Source organism: Enterobacter sp. T2, from assembly GCF_010692925.1.
Lineage (GTDB): Bacteria > Pseudomonadota > Gammaproteobacteria > Enterobacterales > Enterobacteriaceae > Enterobacter > Enterobacter kobei.
On sequence record NZ_CP048736.1, the window covers coordinates 3,506,493 to 3,522,246 of the forward strand.

A 15,754-nucleotide genomic window follows, 5' to 3' on the forward strand; every position below is an offset into this window, starting at 1 on the left:
AAAATCGGAACGGAGTTTAACACGGAACCAGCAAGGAGAGAACCGGGCGGATCGTCCACCCGGTTAAAGGATCAATGTGGCGCTTTTTCGCTTTCGTCAGCGTCCAGGACCACCTCTTCCGGGCGGATCACCGAGATCAGCTTGAAAATCAGGCTCAGGCCCACGCCGACGATGGTCGCCAGCGCCATGCCTTTCAGCTCGGCCGCACCGATGTGCACCTTCGCACCGCTCACGCCGATAATCAGAATGACCGAGGTAAGGATCAGGTTCTGCGCTTTGCTGTAATCCACTTTCGATTCAATCAGCACGCGAATCCCGGAGGCACCGATTACCCCATACAGCAGCAGCGAGACGCCGCCCATGACCGGCACCGGGATGATCTGAATCGCTGCCGCCAGCTTACCCACGCAGGAGAGCAGAATGGCAATAATCGCCGCGCCGCCAATAACCCAGGTGCTGTAGACGCGGGTGATTGCCATCACGCCGATGTTCTCACCGTACGTGGTGTTTGGCGTGGATCCGAAGAAACCGGAGATGATGGTGGAGAAACCGTTCGCAAACATGGAGCGGTGCAGACCCGGGTCGCGGATTAAATCACGCTTAACGATGTTCGCCGTTACCACCAGGTGGCCGACGTGCTCCGCAATCACGACCAGTGCGGCGGGCAGAATGGTGAAGATAGCAAACCACTCGAAGCGCGGGGTGTAGAAGGTTGGCAGCGCGAACCAGTGCGCCTCGGCAATCGGTGTGGTATCCACCACGCCCATCACGAAGGAGAGCGCATAGCCCGCCAGCACGCCGATCAGGATCGGGATAATCGCCATAAAGCCGCGGAACAGCACGGAGCCAAACACCGTCACGCCCAGCGTCACCATCGAGATAATGATGGTTTTAGAATCCGGCGATTGCCCGTCCGCAGGCAGCAGACCGGCCATATTCGCCGCCACGCCCGCCAGTTCGAGACCGATGACGGCAACGATTGCGCCCATCGCCGCAGGGGGGAACATCACGTCCAGCCAGCCGGTACCGGCTTTCTTCACAATGAAGGAGACCAGGCAGAACAGTACGCCACACATGATAAAGCCGCCCAGCGCCACTTCATAACCCAGCGGCAGCAGCAATAGCACCGGAGAGATAAAGGCGAAGCTCGACCCGAGATACGCCGGGATTTTGCCTTTACAGATAAAGAGGTACATCAGCGTACCGATGCCGTTGAACAGCAGCACGGTAGCCGGGTTAATGTGAAACAGGATTGGCACCAGCACGGTTGCGCCAAACATGGCGAACAGGTGCTGCAAACTAAGCGGGATAGTCTGTAAAAGCGGCGGTCTTTCACTCACCCCGATAGCACGGCGCGTCATAGTGTTTTCCTCTGAGTTTTGTTGTTGGTGTTTTATTCAAAAAAAAGCCGACTATCAAAGTCGGCTTTTTTATCGTTATTCGATTATTTCGTACCAAAGATCTTATCGCCGGCATCGCCGAGCCCCGGGATGATGTATCCGTGCTCGTTAAGACCCTGGTCGATAGAGGCGGTGTACAGCTCGACGTCCGGGTGCGCTTTTTCCAGCGCCGCGATCCCTTCCGGTGCCGCAACAAGTACCAGCACCTTAATGCTGCTGCAGCCCGCTTTTTTCAGCAGGTCGATGGTGGCGATCATTGAACCGCCGGTCGCCAGCATAGGGTCAACCACCAGCGCCATACGTTCGTCGATGTTGGACACCAGCTTCTGGAAGTAAGGAACCGGCTCCAGCGTCTCTTCATTACGGTAGATACCGACCACACTGATGCGCGCGCTTGGTACGTGCTCCAGCACGCCTTCCATCATACCCAGACCGGCACGCAGGATAGGCACGACGGTAATTTTCTTCCCTTTGATCTGCTCAACCTGCACCGGGCCGTTCCAGCCTTCGATGGTGACTTTTTCCGTTTCCAGATCAGAGGTTGCTTCGTAGGTCAGCAGGCTGCCCACTTCAGAAGCCAGTTCGCGAAAACGCTTCGTGCTGATGTCATGCTCACGCATCAGGCCCAACTTGTGTTTAACGAGTGGGTGTTTCACTTCCACAATCTTCATTCTCTTTCTCCTCTGAGGTGGCATCCGCAAAAAAATCGCGGGATTATACCGCTTTTTTCGGATTGCGCCATACCCATCTTGCTTGACATATGTCAATCAAAGACAAAAAAGCCGGAGGCTGGGCTCCGGCTTGGGTGCGGGGTTCTGCCGGGTGGCGCTAACGCTTACCGGGCCTACACGTCCCGTAGGCCCGGTAAGCGCAGCGCCACCGGGCAATTATAGCTGCTCGCCGTTGCTCGCAATCACCTGCTTATACCAGTCGAAGGACTTTTTCTTGCTGCGGTTCAGCGTGCCGTTCCCTTCATTGTCTTTATCGACAAAGATAAAGCCGTAGCGTTTTTTCATTTCACCGGTGCCGGCAGACACAAGGTCGATACAGCCCCACGGGGTGTAGCCCATCAGGTCTACGCCATCTTCCACCACCGCTTTTTTCATCTCGCGGATGTGCGCAGAAAGGTAATCAATGCGGTACTGATCGTTTACCGTGCCGTCACTCTCCTGCACGTCAATCGCGCCAAAGCCGTTTTCAACAATGAACAGCGGCAGCTGGTAGTGATCCCAGAACCAGTTCAGGGAGTAGCGCAGCCCAACCGGGTCAATCTGCCAGCCCCAGTCGGATTTCTGCACATACGGGTTAGAGACCAGGCTCTTGCTCTCGTCGTAATCAAGCTGCGGGTTGTCCGCCGTCGCCTTGGTGGCAAAGGACATGTAATAGCTGAAGCCGATATAATCAACGCAACCCTGGCGCAGCGCTGCTTTATCCTCGTCGGTAATATCCAGCGCGAACCCGCGACGTTCAAAGTAGTTGAGCAGATGTTGCGGGTACTTACCGCGGACGTGCACGTCGGTAAACCAGTAGCGACGGTGCATCGCATTCATCGCCATCATCATATCGTCCGGCGCGCAGGTCAGCGGATAGATAGGACACATAGCAATCATGCAGCCGATCTGCAGCGACGGATTAATTTCGCGTCCCGCCTTCACCGCCAGGGCGCTGGCCACCAGCTCGTAGTGCGCGGCCTGGAACATGACCGGCTCACGGTTTTCACCCGGCGCATACTTCAATCCGGAGTTGGTGAACGGCGCAAAATCTTCGTGGAAGTTAGCCTGGTTGTTGATCTCATTGAAGGTCATCCAGTACTTCACTTTATGCTGATAGCGCTGGAAGACCACTTTTGCAAAACGAACGAAAAAGTCGATCAGCTTACGGTTGCGCCAGCCGCCGTATTCCGTCACCAGGTGGAAAGGCATCTCGAAGTGAGAAAGCGTAATAACCGGTTCGATGCCGTACTTCAGGCATTCGTCGAACAGATCGTCATAGAATTTCAGGCCAGCCTCATTAGGCTCCCGCTCGTCGCCTTTCGGGAAGATACGCGTCCAGGCGATGGAGGTACGGAAACATTTGAACCCCATCTCGGCAAAGAGTCTGATGTCTTCTTTATAACGATGGTAGAAATCAATGGCTTCATGGTTAGGGTAATTCTTCCCTTCCAGCACGCCGTTGGTGATTTCACGCGGTACGCCATGCGCACCCGCCGTCATGACGTCGGCAACGCTTACGCCCTTGCCGCCCTCTTTCCAGCCGCCTTCCAGCTGATGCGCCGCAACGGCACCACCCCACAGAAAATCTGCTTTAAATCCTGACATTCGCTTTCCCTCATTCTGCGTTATTTTCTGCAAAAACAATTACAGAAACCGGTTTCAGTTCGATGATGTGCAAAGGGGTTATCCGTTGCAAGCAGATCGCCGAAACCGGTTTCATTTTCGTGAACAGAGTCAAGTTTGTTGCCCCGCAATGGCCAGAGAGAAAAAAAGATCCCTGCACCGAGAATAGGCTCGCAAACGTTTGCCTGGACTGTTAGAATTGCGCCGATTTTTCTTACTAGCTATGCAATCGCGTGGGGACTTGAGCCGTGACCAACAAAACTTCTCTCAGCTACAAAGATGCCGGTGTTGATATTGACGCAGGTAATGCGCTGGTTGACCGAATCAAAGGTGTGGTGAAAAAAACCCGCCGCCCGGAAGTGATGGGTGGTCTGGGTGGATTCGGCGCACTGTGCGCGCTGCCGCAAAAATATCGTGAACCTGTTCTGGTCTCGGGAACTGACGGCGTAGGCACCAAACTGCGCCTGGCGATGGATTTAAAACGTCACGACACGATCGGTATCGATCTGGTTGCGATGTGCGTGAATGACCTGGTGGTTCAGGGTGCAGAACCCCTGTTCTTCCTCGATTACTACGCGACCGGCAAACTGGATGTGGATACCGCAGCCAGCGTCATTAACGGTATCGCCGAAGGCTGTCTGCAGTCCGGCTGCGCGCTGGTGGGCGGTGAAACCGCGGAAATGCCTGGCATGTATCACGGCGAAGATTATGACGTCGCAGGCTTCTGCGTCGGTGTAGTAGAAAAATCAGAAATTATCGACGGCAGCAAAGTGGCTGATGGTGATGTGCTGATTGCGCTGGCTTCCAGCGGCCCACACTCCAACGGCTACTCTCTGGTGCGTAAAATTCTCGAAGTCAGCGGTTGCGACCCACAAACCACTGAGCTTGAAGGTAAACCGCTGGCTGACCATCTGCTGGCCCCGACCCGCATCTACGTGAAAAACGTACTGGAGCTTATCGAGAACGTTGACGTTCACGCCATTGCCCACCTGACCGGCGGCGGCTTCTGGGAAAACATTCCGCGCGTCCTGCCGGATAACACCCAGGCGGTGATCGACGAATCCTCATGGCAGTGGCCGGCAGTCTTTAACTGGCTGCAGACCGCAGGCAACGTGAGTTCTCACGAAATGTACCGCACCTTTAACTGCGGCGTGGGCATGGTTATCGCCCTGCCAGCAAGCGAAGCCGATAAAGCGGTTAAGCTGTTGACCGAGAAAGGTGAAAACGCGTGGAAAATCGGTACGATTAAAGCCTCCGATTCCGAAGAGCGTGTGGTCATTGAATGAAAAACATCGTGGTGCTCATTTCCGGCAACGGAAGTAATTTGCAGGCCATCATAGACGCCTGCAAACAGAAGAAAATTAACGGCACCATTCGGGCAGTATTCAGCAACAAGGCCGACGCGTTCGGCCTTGAGCGCGCGCGGCAAGAGAGCATTCCCGCGCACGCGCTGGAAGCCAGCCAGTTCGCCGGGCGTGAAGCCTTCGACCGCGAACTGGTTAACGAGATTGATGCCTATGCACCGGACGTGGTCGTACTGGCGGGCTATATGCGTATTCTGAGCCCGGCGTTTGTCGAACACTTCGCCGGGCGACTGCTGAATATCCACCCTTCCCTGCTGCCAAAATATCCCGGCCTGCACACCCACCGTCAGGTGCTGGAAAATGGCGATGAGGAGCACGGTACCTCTGTGCATTTCGTCACTGACGAACTGGACGGTGGCCCGGTGATCCTGCAGGCGAAAGTCCCGGTCTTTGATGGCGACAACGAAGACGACGTGACCGAGCGCGTGCAAACCCAGGAACACGCCATCTACCCGCTGGTGGTCAGCTGGTTTGTTGACGGGCGTCTTGAAATGCGCGACGGTGCAGCCTGGCTGGACGGCGTTAAGCTTCCGCCTCAGGGTTATGCGGCCGAAGAGTAGTTTGTTATGTCGGGTGGCGCTACGCTTACCCGACTTATTGCATTACCCGATATTGCCTCCCCCAACTCTCTAAAATCCCCAACAAAAAAAATAACTGTCATACTTTTCTGGCACTGTTGGACATATCGTGGAAATGCTCGCCATAATAAGGACGAGACGGATTTACCACGTCCTGTGATTGAACTGGAGTGTGAGCTGTAATGGGTCAGGAAAAGTTATATATCGAGAAAGAGCTAAGCTGGTTAGCATTTAACGAACGTGTACTCCAGGAAGCGGCCGACAAAAGTAACCCGCTGATCGAACGCATGCGTTTTTTGGGCATTTATTCCAACAACCTGGATGAGTTCTACAAGGTTCGCTTTGCCGAGCTGAAAAGACGGATCATCATCAGCGAAGAACAGGGCTTAAATTCTCACTCGCGTCATCTGCTGGGTAAAATCCAGTCCCGCGTGTTGAAAGCCGATCAGGAGTTTGACGGCCTGTATAACGAACTGCTGCTGGAGATGGCGCGCAATCAAATCTTCCTGATTAACGAACGTCAGCTTTCCGTTAACCAACAAAACTGGCTGCGCCACTACTTCAAACATTATCTCCGCCAGCACATTACCCCGATTCTGATTAACCGCGAAACCGACCTGGTGCAGTTCCTGAAGGATGACTACACCTATCTGGCCGTGGAAATTATTCGCGGTGAGTCCATCAGCTACGCGCTGCTGGAGATCCCGTCCGACAAGGTGCCGCGCTTTGTGAACCTGCCGCCGGAAACCCCGCGCAGACGCAAGCCGATGATACTGCTGGATAACATCCTGCGTTACTGTCTGGACGACATCTTCAAAGGCTTCTTCGACTACGATGCGCTAAACGCCTACTCGATGAAGATGACCCGTGACGCCGAATACGACCTGGTCCACGAGATGGAAGCCAGCCTGATGGAGCTGATGTCCTCCAGCCTGAAACAGCGCCTGACGGCCGAGCCGGTCCGCTTTGTTTACCAGCGCGATATGCCGGACGCCATGGTGGAGATGCTGCGCGAGAAACTGACCATTTCGCGCTATGACTCCATCGTACCCGGTGGCCGTTACCACAACTTTAAAGACTTTATTGGCTTCCCTAACGTTGGCAAAGCCAACCTGGTGAACAAGCCGCTGCCGCGCCTGCGACATCTCTGGTTTGATAAATTCCGCAACGGGTTTGACGCCATTCGCGAACGTGACGTCCTGCTCTACTATCCGTACCACACGTTTGAACACGTGCTTGAACTGCTGCGTCAGGCCTCTTTCGACCCGAGCGTGCTGGCGATCAAAATCAACATCTACCGCGTGGCAAAAGATTCCCGCATCATCGACGCGATGATCCATGCGGCGCACAACGGCAAAAAAGTGACCGTGGTAGTAGAGCTGCAGGCACGTTTCGATGAAGAAGCCAACATTCACTGGGCGCGCCGTCTGACAGAAGCGGGTGTGCACGTCATCTTCTCCGCGCCTGGGCTGAAAATTCACGCCAAGCTGTTCCTGATCTCCCGTAAAGAGGGCGAAGACGTGGTGCGTTATGCCCACATCGGAACCGGGAACTTCAACGAGAAAACGGCGCGGATTTACACCGACTACTCGCTGCTCACCGCCGACGCCCGCATCACTAACGAAGTGCGCCGTGTATTTAACTTTATTGAGAACCCGTACCGCCCGGTGAGCTTTGACTATCTGCTGGTCTCGCCGCAGAACTCGCGCCGCCTGCTGTACGATATGATCGATAAAGAGATCGCCAATGCCCAGAAAGGTTTGTCATCTGGCATCACGCTGAAGCTTAACAACCTGGTCGATAAAGGTCTGGTGGACCGTCTGTATGCGGCGTCCAGCTCCGGCGTGCCGGTTAACCTGCTGATCCGCGGCATGTGCTCGCTGATCCCGGAACTGGAAGGCATCAGCGACAATATTCGCGTTATCAGCATTGTTGATCGCTACCTGGAACACGATCGGGTCTATATTTTCGATAATGCGGGTGATAAACAGGTCTATCTCTCTTCGGCAGACTGGATGACGCGCAATATTGACTATCGAATTGAAGTCGCGACCCCGCTGCTGGATCCGCGCCTGAAACAGCGTATCCTCGACATTATCGAGATCCTGTTCAGTGATACGGTGAAAGCGCGCTATATCGACAAAGAACTCAGTAACCGCTATGTACCGCGCGGCAATCGTCGTAAAGTGCGGTCGCAACTGGCGATTTACGACTATATCAAATCACTCGAGCAACCCGATTAACCTATGCCGATAAATGATAAGACCCCACGCCCGCAGGAATTCGCCGCGGTCGATCTTGGCTCTAACAGTTTCCACATGGTCATCGCCCGTGAGGTGGATGGCGCGCTGCAGATCATCGGTCGTCTGAAGCAGCGCGTACACCTGGCGGATGGTCTTGATGAACGCAGCATGCTGAGCGAAGAGGCGATGGAGCGCGGCTTAAACTGCCTGTCCCTGTTTGCTGAGCGCCTGCAGGGCTTCTCGCCTTCCAGCGTTTGCATTGTGGGGACCCACACGCTGCGCCAGGCGCTGAACGCCCCGGAGTTCCTCAAGCGAGCCGAAAAAGTGATCCCCTACCCGATTGAGATCATCTCCGGTAACGAGGAAGCGCGTCTGATTTTCATGGGTGTTGAGCACACCCAGCCGGAAAAAGGGCGCAAGCTGGTTATCGACATTGGCGGGGGTTCTACGGAACTGGTGATCGGCGAAGACTTTGAGCCGCGTCTGGTGGAAAGCCGCCGTATGGGCTGCGTCAGCTTCGCGCAGATGTATTTCCCGGGCGGCGCCATCACCCGTGAAAACTTCCAGCGGGCGCGTATGGCCGCGGTCCAGAAGCTGGAAAATCTGGCCTGGCAGTACCGTATTCAGGGCTGGAACGTGGCGCTGGGCGCGTCGGGTACCATCAAGGCGGCGCATGAAGTCCTGCTGGCAATGGGTGAAAAAGACGGGTTTATCACGCCTGAACGCCTGACCCTGCTGACCGAAGAAGTGCTGAAGCATAAAAGTTTTGACGCCCTAAGCCTGCCGGGTCTTTCTGACGAACGTAAGGCGGTATTTGTACCGGGTCTGGCTATCCTCTGCGGCGTGTTTGATGCGCTTGCCATTAAGGAGCTGCGTCTCTCCGACGGTGCGCTGCGTGAAGGCGTGCTGTATGAGATGGAAGGCCGCTTCCGCCATCAGGACATTCGCAGCCGCACCGCGCAAAGCCTGGCCAACCAGTACAACATCGACCGCGAGCAGGCGAAGCGCGTGCTGGAAACAACGGTCCAGATGTACGAACAGTGGGAAGAACAGAATCCTAAGCTCGCGCACCCGCAGCTTGCCGCCCTGCTGAAATGGGCCGCGATGCTGCACGAGGTGGGGCTGAACATTAATCACAGCGGAATGCACCGCCATTCGGCCTATATTCTGCAAAACAGCGATCTGCCTGGCTTTAACCAGGAGCAGCAAACCATGATGGCGACGCTGGTGCGTTATCACCGCAAGGCCATCAAGCTCGACGATCTGCCGCGCTTCACGCTGTTCAAGAAGAAGCAGTTCCTGCCGCTCATCCAGCTGCTGCGTCTGGGCGTGCTGCTCAATAACCAGCGTCAGGCCACCACGACGCCGCCGACGCTGAAGCTGACAACCGACGATCACCACTGGACGCTGAGCTTCCCGCACGACTGGTTCAGCCAGAACGCGCTGGTCCTGCTGGATCTGGAAAAAGAGCAGCAGTACTGGGAAGCGGTCACCGGCTGGATGCTCAAAATCAAGGAAGAGAGCGCCGACGTCGCCGCATGATGACTCAGGCGTCCGCGGTGGACGCCTCAGTTTCCGCCAGTGACTCAAGTGCAACCGGCTTGCCAATCAGATAACCCTGCACATAATCGATGCCTAGCGCGTGAACCGCGCTACGTATCTCTTCGGTCTCGACATACTCCGCCACCACCAGCATCTTCTTCATGCGTGCCAGATGGCAGATAGACGCCACAATCTGATAGTCCAGACTGTTGTTGACGATATTACGGATGAAGCTGCCGTCAATCTTGAGAATGTCGGCATCCACGCTTTTCAGCCGCGCATAGCTCGCATAACCGGTACCGAAATCATCAATCGCAATGCGTACCCCCATTTTCTGCAACTGCCTGAGGATGTGTAGCGCCTGTTCCGCGTTGCAGAAGGTGCTGCACTCCGTCACTTCAAAGATCAGCTGCCACGGCTCGATGGCATAGTGGGTCAGCAGACGACTCACCTCGAGCGGGAACTGCACCCGACACACCGTTGAAGGGGCCAGATTAATGGCAAAGCGCTGGCCGGGCAGTTTCTCGCGGTGCGCTGCAAGGAAGCGCAGCGTGTGGTCCAGTACCCACAAATCCACCCGCGAAGAGAGTCCAAACTCCTGGGCAACGGGCAGGAATTGTTCAGGCGAGATTAACAGCCCGTTTGCATCGGTCATGCGCAGCAGCACTTCGTGATAGCTGTCCCCCCGCAGGCCGCGCACGGGCTGAACCAGCAGCGTGAATTCGTTGTTATCCAGCGCACGCTGCAGGCGACTCATCACCGCGACTTTATCCTTCAGGCTACGCTGCAGGTGGACGGCACCACGTTGCTGAAGGTTTTCCGGGTGGTTAGAGGAGAGCGACAGGTCAGCCACTACCCCCAGCTCGCCCAGCACCAGATAGAGGTGGTTGACGGGCGAACGTACATAGCAGTAGCTCACGCCCACCTGCGGCTGCAACGGTATGCCATCCCAGATAAAGCGGAACTGTTTGATATGCTCGTCCAGAGTTTCAATCCGCTGCTGGTGCGATTCCGCGTTAAGGCGAATCGCCAGGTCACAGCCCGTGAGGTGATAAACCTTTTCGTTGGACTGGAGCCTGGCATTAATCCATTGCGCCAGCCGCTGTTTGTACTGAATGCGCAGCAACACGCCATAGTTACGCCCCAGAATCTCCAGCTCAGGAATACGCACTAAACAGAGCGCCGACCACGGGTTTTTCGCCAGATCGCGCGACAGCGCCCGCAGGTTAGGCATATGCATAACCGGGTCGAGTAACGCCAGCCTGCGGGCACGCTTGTTCACCGCGCGCTGACGGGTCGCCAGCATCGACATGTAAATCACCACGAACGAAAAGACCAGGTAACTGGAAGAGGTGATCGCCAGCTGAATGTCGTATCCCTGGTTCATTGGGATATAGCGGTAAAAATAGTGGATAGACACCAGCAGTATCGGCGTCCAGATAAGCGAAATCAGCTTATAGCCAAAGCGCATCGCCCCCCAGAGCATCACCGGCATCAGCAACGACAGGGTATAGTTGGTGGTGAAAATGGAACTGTTTTCATTCATCGGGAGCAGCAGCAGCGAAATCAGCCCGCCGAGCGCAACAGCCCAAATCAGAAACTCAGCGGGCGTCACTTTTGCGTCTATCTGGCTACGGATCTGCGAGATGAGACTGTTGAGATAACGCGGATGGCGAATCAGGCGGATCAGCAGATAACATAGCGGCACGCCCGTCAGCCCGCTGACCAGCAGGGCCTGATAGTTAATCAGCGTGCGAATATTAAAAGGGTTCAGCCCCGCCAGACTCTGACGACTCTCATATATGCCGAGATACACCGCAAACTGGAACAGCACCAGAAACAGCGTCGCAGGGCAGAAGGCCTGCCAGAACATACGCTGCGCCATCAGCCGCACGTCGCCATAGGCCGTCATATTTCGTCTGGGCGCAAAAACCCGATAGCCGCCCCAGCTGAGCACTAACGGGACGATAAAATGGAACACACCGGCGACGGTTTCGAACAGCCCGACCGACGGGTAATAGCGAATAAACAGCGCCAGTACAATACCGGGCAGGGCTTCCAGACCAAAAAACATCATCAGCGAAAGCAAAAAAGAGAGCGGTAAATAATAGAGCGCCGCAATGCCGTCGCCCAGCTGCGTGAACGTATTCGCCACGCTCAGCACGGGCAGTAACCCCACCGGCAAAATAAGCGGCAATGCCCACCAGCGGTTTTTATTGTTTTTAAGAAAAGCGAAAATGTTCATAGATGCCCGGTTAAACCCCTTTTACTCCAGAGGGAAAATAAAGACAGGCATCCAACCTGACCTGACGCTGCCCCGGTGATGTGCAGGGCGAACAGTGTGGAGGAGGGATTTTAAATACCAGAGCCGGGAATCCGTTGACTTAAATCAAACTATTTTATGCAAATAAGCCTTACATGCGTTTTTTTTGAAATAATTTTCCTCATATTATCAATATGGTAAATGCAACAATCAATTTCAATAACAATAATTAATGTAAACACTGACGGTTATTTACACATTGCGGAATTGACCCTGTCTTTCCGCTGTGCCTTAATATCCCCATCGCCCAAAAGGGCATGCCCAGGAAAAAGAGAGTGAGTCAGGCCACGCGTATGCGCAAACGACACCGTTTTAACACCCGAATGACCCGCATCATACTGCTCATCAGCTTTCTGTTTTTCTTTGGCCGCTTCGTTTACTCTTCCATTGGCGCCTGGTATCACCATCAGGACAAGATCCAGTCGCAGCAGTCCAGCCTGAACGTCGACGCCGCTGACCGCTAGCCCGCCGGATGGTTTTGCACCAGCCGAATAATTCCTGCTATCCCTTTGCTAAGGATCTTATCCTGCCGCATTACGATAGCCAGCTGCCGCTGCAGCATGGGCGTCAGCGACATCACGCACAGCCCTTCACGGTCAGCCTCATGCGCTACCGCCATTCCTGGAACGATACTGTAGCCCAGCCCCACGCGAACCATACGCTTAATCGCCTCAATGCTGCCAAGCTGCATCACCGGTGCGATCGTTAATCCGCTGGCAGCAAACCAGCCATCAATGAGCGTCCGGGTACTGCTGCCTGACTCAAAGGCGATCAGCGACTGAGCATGGAGCACCTCCGGGGTTAAGTGCCTGAAAGCGTCCTGCTGCGCCTGCGAAGCAATAAAGACAAACTCCTCGTCCATCACCGGCATGACGTCCAGCGCTTTGCCGCTGACCGGCAGCGTCACCAGCCCCATATCGAGACGGTTCTCTTCGATAGCCCGGACGATGTCGAGCGTGTTGCCCGTGGTTACGCCCACCCGCAGGAGCGGATAGTCGCGGCGCAGTTGCTCCAGTAACGGCGGCAAAAGATGGATACAGGCCGTCGCCCCCGTGCCAAGCGTAATGGTCCCGCTAACATCGTGTCTGAACGCACCCACGGACTGGAGGGTTTCATCCACCACCTGCTGAATGCGTTCCCCGTGGGCCAGCAGGGCCTCTCCGGCGGCCGTCGCCTTAATGCCTCGCCCGGTACGTTCCACCAGGCGCGTTTGCAAAAACTGCTCCAGCTGACGTACCTGCATGCTGACAGCGGGCTGGGAAATGCCCATCAGATCCGCCGCAGCGGAAAAACTGCCGCGCTGGATCACCAGCCGGAACGTCGCGAGATAGCCCAGATTAAGCGTCGTCATTCAAAGTTTCTCTTATACCGCGCATAAGGTTGCAGACCTGTTTGCACAATACCTCGCTCGCTATGCTGGGGACAACTGCATAACGGAATGAAACAATGGAAACTCCTGCCCTGCCTCGTCGACTCGCCCTCACTGCCGGATGTCATCAACTCATCAACTGGGGGATCTCGTTTTATATGCCCGGTACCTTCGCGCTGGCGATATCAGCCGATCGGGGGTGGTCATCACCACAGATTTACCTCGGCCTGACGCTGGCAATGCTGGTGATGGCGGCGGCTTCCCCTTTCGTCGCCCACCTGCTGGCACGCTTTGGCGGCCAGAGGGTGGTGATGAGTGGCACGTTGCTGATCGCCGCAGGCTGCGCGGGTATGGCATATACCCAGACGTTATTTGGTTGGTATTGCGTCTGGCTGATCACCGGCATCGGGATGCGCCTGTCGCTGTACGATGCGCTGTTCGCCGCGCTGGTGAACCTCTACGGTCAGCAGGCGCGAAGAACAATCTCACGCGTCACGCTGGCGGGCGGGCTGGCATCCGCCGTCTTCTGGCCGCTGGGTGATGGCCTGCTCCACCTTATGAGCTGGCAAGAGGCGCTAAGGGTTTATGCCCTCTTTGGCCTGCTGAGCGCGGCGCTGATCCGCTCGCTTCCCCGGCAGCGGCTAACGGTGACGACAAAGGTCACCGCGCCACCTCTGCGCAACGAACGACGAAACGGCTGGCTTTATGCAGCCTTCATCGCCCTTTTCACCTTTGTCTCCAGCGGTACGTCTACCCATCTGCCGGAGTTTATCGCCAGCTTTGGCCTGCCGGTCACGATCGGCATCCTGTGGGGGATAGGCCAGACGGGGGCTCGCTCGCTGGAGGTGCTGGCGGGTGCCCGCTTAACTCCGTTCAAACTGACCCTTTTTACCACCCTTGCCATGCCGGTCTGCTTTCTGATTGGGCTAAGCAGCACCCGGTTTGCCTGGTGTGCCGCCGGGTTTGTGCTGGGTTTTGGTGCCATCAACGGGCTAATGACGATAGTCAAAGCGAACCTGCCGCTGGAGCTGTTTAGCGTGGAGAGCTATGCCCGCCGCACCGGTATGCTGCTTATTCCTGGCCAGCTCACAGCAGCGGCTTCACCGTTTGCCTGTGCATGGTTAAACAAAACGCTGGGGATCGCCGGAACAATGTGGGTATCAACGGGACTGACGCTGGTGATTGCCGGGCTGGCGATAGCGATTGTGCGCCGTCCCGGCAGGCAAACTGTAACGCACTGTATCCAGCGCACCACGCAGACAAACGGGTACAAAACACCGCCTCAGGCAAATATCACCGATACATAAAAATGGTTTTCTTTCCCTGTCGTCATTCATAACCGGAGGAGAGAGACCGATGATTCGTCGATATGTACTTTTACCCGTACTCGCCCTGGCATCTGTAGCGCATGTCCAGGCCACACCGCTGGGCAACCTCAGCGCCGCCGATGTTAATGGCCCAGCCGCCGTTGCGCCGTTGGCACAGCCGCAGCCGCCCGCAAAGCTGATAGTCGATCCACCGCTTGCCGGGCCGCTGAGCAAAGGCGCGGTGTTTATTCAGTACCGGGCCGAAAACCTGCGCATTGAACCTGTATTTGGGCCCGACGCGCTGAAAGTCACACCTCGCATCGGCCACATCCACGTCGTGGTAGATGACGCGCCGTGGCACTGGGCTGACGCCAGCGGAGAGCCGGTGATTCTGGTGGGTCTGCCCGCCGGTAAGCACAAGGTGACGATTATTCTGGCCGATCCGACGCATAAGCCCCTCGATCACAAAACCATCGAATTCACCGTGCCGCCCCACGCGGCGATCCACCATTTTTAAGGAGTCTGAAGATGAAAGCACTGTCTGTACTGACAGCAGGCCTGCTGGCGCTTTCGGCCAGCGCTTTTGCGGAGAATAAAACCAGCGTCGTGCTGGTACATGGCGCGTTTGCCGACGGCAGCAGCTGGAATAAGGTGATTACCCGGCTGCAAAAACACCATACCGAGGTCATCGCCGTTCAGCTCCCGCTTACGTCGCTAAAAGATGACGTTGCGGCCACCCAGCGCGCCATCGCCCGTGCTAAGGGGGACGTCGTGCTGGTCGGTCACTCCTGGGGTGGCACCGTGATTAGCGAAGCGGGCAACGATGCACGGGTTAAATCGCTGGTTTACGTGGCGGCGTTCGCGCCGGATTCCGGCCAGTCGACGGCAGAGCTGGCGAATACCTTCCCGGCCCCGCCCGGAAGTGCAGGCATCGCTAAAACGGCTGACGGCGACTTATACCTGCCGACCGAAGCCGTCAGGAAGGATTTCGCACCGGATGTGAAACCGGCTGAACAACTGACCATCGCCGCCACGCAGGGGCCAATTAAAGCCGATGCATTTGGCGAAAAGGTCACTCACGCCGCGTGGCACGATAAACCGAGCTGGTATGTAGTGAGTGAGAATGACCGGATGATTAACCCCGCGCTTGAGCGCGCGATGGCGAAGACGATCCACGCGAAAACCACCGGGGTCGCGGCGAGTCACGTGTCGATGGTGAGCCAGCCAGAGGCCATCGCCCGAACGATTGAGCAGGCGTTAGAAGCAAGGTAAGCGTTTCACAGGCCGGGTAA

The 15,754-nt window shown here is 56.1% G+C and carries 13 protein-coding genes; 8 read left to right on the forward strand and 5 right to left on the reverse strand.

Annotated elements, in window-relative coordinates; genetic code table 11:
- Nucleotides 1–71: 71 nt before the first annotated feature.
- The 3 genes from uraA to G0034_RS16895 form a co-directional block, all read right to left on the reverse strand.
- A complete protein-coding gene (gene uraA, locus G0034_RS16885; RefSeq protein ID WP_023337593.1) occupies nt 72–1,361 on the reverse strand; it encodes a uracil permease in 1,290 nt (429 codons plus the stop codon).
- A gap of 83 nt (nt 1,362–1,444) precedes the next feature.
- Nucleotides 1,445–2,071, reverse strand: a complete 627-nt coding sequence (upp, locus tag G0034_RS16890; RefSeq protein WP_008501641.1) for a uracil phosphoribosyltransferase — start codon at nt 2,069–2,071, stop codon at nt 1,445–1,447.
- A gap of 216 nt (nt 2,072–2,287) precedes the next feature.
- A complete protein-coding gene (locus tag G0034_RS16895; RefSeq protein WP_047027355.1) occupies nt 2,288–3,718 on the reverse strand; it encodes a 6-phospho-beta-glucosidase in 1,431 nt (476 codons plus the stop codon).
- A gap of 266 nt (nt 3,719–3,984) precedes the next feature.
- On the opposite strand from G0034_RS16895, the gene purM reads away from it, so the two are divergent.
- From purM to ppx, 4 genes are all read left to right on the forward strand, one after another.
- Nucleotides 3,985–5,022, forward strand: coding sequence for a phosphoribosylformylglycinamidine cyclo-ligase (gene purM, locus G0034_RS16900; protein ID WP_023331057.1), 1,038 nt, complete (start codon nt 3,985–3,987; stop codon nt 5,020–5,022).
- Nucleotides 5,019–5,660 (forward strand): phosphoribosylglycinamide formyltransferase, encoded by a 642-nt coding sequence (purN, locus tag G0034_RS16905; protein WP_014884779.1) that lies wholly within the window; start codon nt 5,019–5,021, stop codon nt 5,658–5,660. Before purM ends, purN begins: the two co-directional genes overlap by 4 nt.
- 200 nt (nt 5,661–5,860) lie before the next feature.
- A complete protein-coding gene (gene ppk1 / locus G0034_RS16910) occupies nt 5,861–7,921 on the forward strand; it encodes a polyphosphate kinase 1 (protein WP_014884780.1) in 2,061 nt (686 codons plus the stop codon).
- Nucleotides 7,922–7,924: 3 nt separating this feature from the next.
- On the forward strand, nt 7,925–9,463 hold the full coding sequence (ppx, locus tag G0034_RS16915; protein WP_014884781.1) for an exopolyphosphatase: 1,539 nt from the start codon (nt 7,925–7,927) through the stop codon (nt 9,461–9,463).
- Nucleotides 9,464–9,467: 4 nt separating this feature from the next.
- Here ppx and G0034_RS16920 read toward each other — a convergent pair whose 3' ends face one another.
- Nucleotides 9,468–11,708, reverse strand: coding sequence for an EAL domain-containing protein (locus G0034_RS16920; RefSeq protein WP_047344882.1), 2,241 nt, complete (start codon nt 11,706–11,708; stop codon nt 9,468–9,470).
- A 353-nt stretch (nt 11,709–12,061) separates the two neighbouring features.
- Here G0034_RS16920 and G0034_RS16925 point away from each other — a divergent pair, with 353 nt between their 5' ends.
- A complete protein-coding gene (locus tag G0034_RS16925; RefSeq protein WP_028014036.1) occupies nt 12,062–12,250 on the forward strand; it encodes a YfgG family protein in 189 nt (62 codons plus the stop codon).
- Here the strand turns inward: G0034_RS16925 and G0034_RS16930 are convergent.
- Complete coding sequence (locus G0034_RS16930; RefSeq protein WP_014884784.1) at nt 12,247–13,137, reverse strand: LysR family transcriptional regulator; 891 nt, start codon at nt 13,135–13,137, stop codon at nt 12,247–12,249. The genes G0034_RS16925 and G0034_RS16930 overlap by 4 nt on opposite strands.
- Nucleotides 13,138–13,232: 95 nt before the next feature.
- On the opposite strand from G0034_RS16930, the gene G0034_RS16935 reads away from it, so the two are divergent.
- From G0034_RS16935 to G0034_RS16945, 3 genes are read left to right on the forward strand one after another with little or no spacing between them, the layout of a single operon-like run.
- Nucleotides 13,233–14,462: an MFS transporter gene (locus G0034_RS16935; RefSeq protein WP_045135495.1), complete on the forward strand. Its 1,230-nt coding sequence runs from the start codon at nt 13,233–13,235 to the stop codon at nt 14,460–14,462.
- 49 nt (nt 14,463–14,511) lie between these two features.
- Nucleotides 14,512–14,979 (forward strand): DUF6130 family protein, encoded by a 468-nt coding sequence (locus G0034_RS16940; protein WP_014884786.1) that lies wholly within the window; start codon nt 14,512–14,514, stop codon nt 14,977–14,979.
- A gap of 11 nt (nt 14,980–14,990) precedes the next feature.
- Nucleotides 14,991–15,734 (forward strand): alpha/beta fold hydrolase, encoded by a 744-nt coding sequence (locus tag G0034_RS16945; RefSeq protein ID WP_023331062.1) that lies wholly within the window; start codon nt 14,991–14,993, stop codon nt 15,732–15,734.
- Nucleotides 15,735–15,754 lie beyond the last annotated feature (20 nt).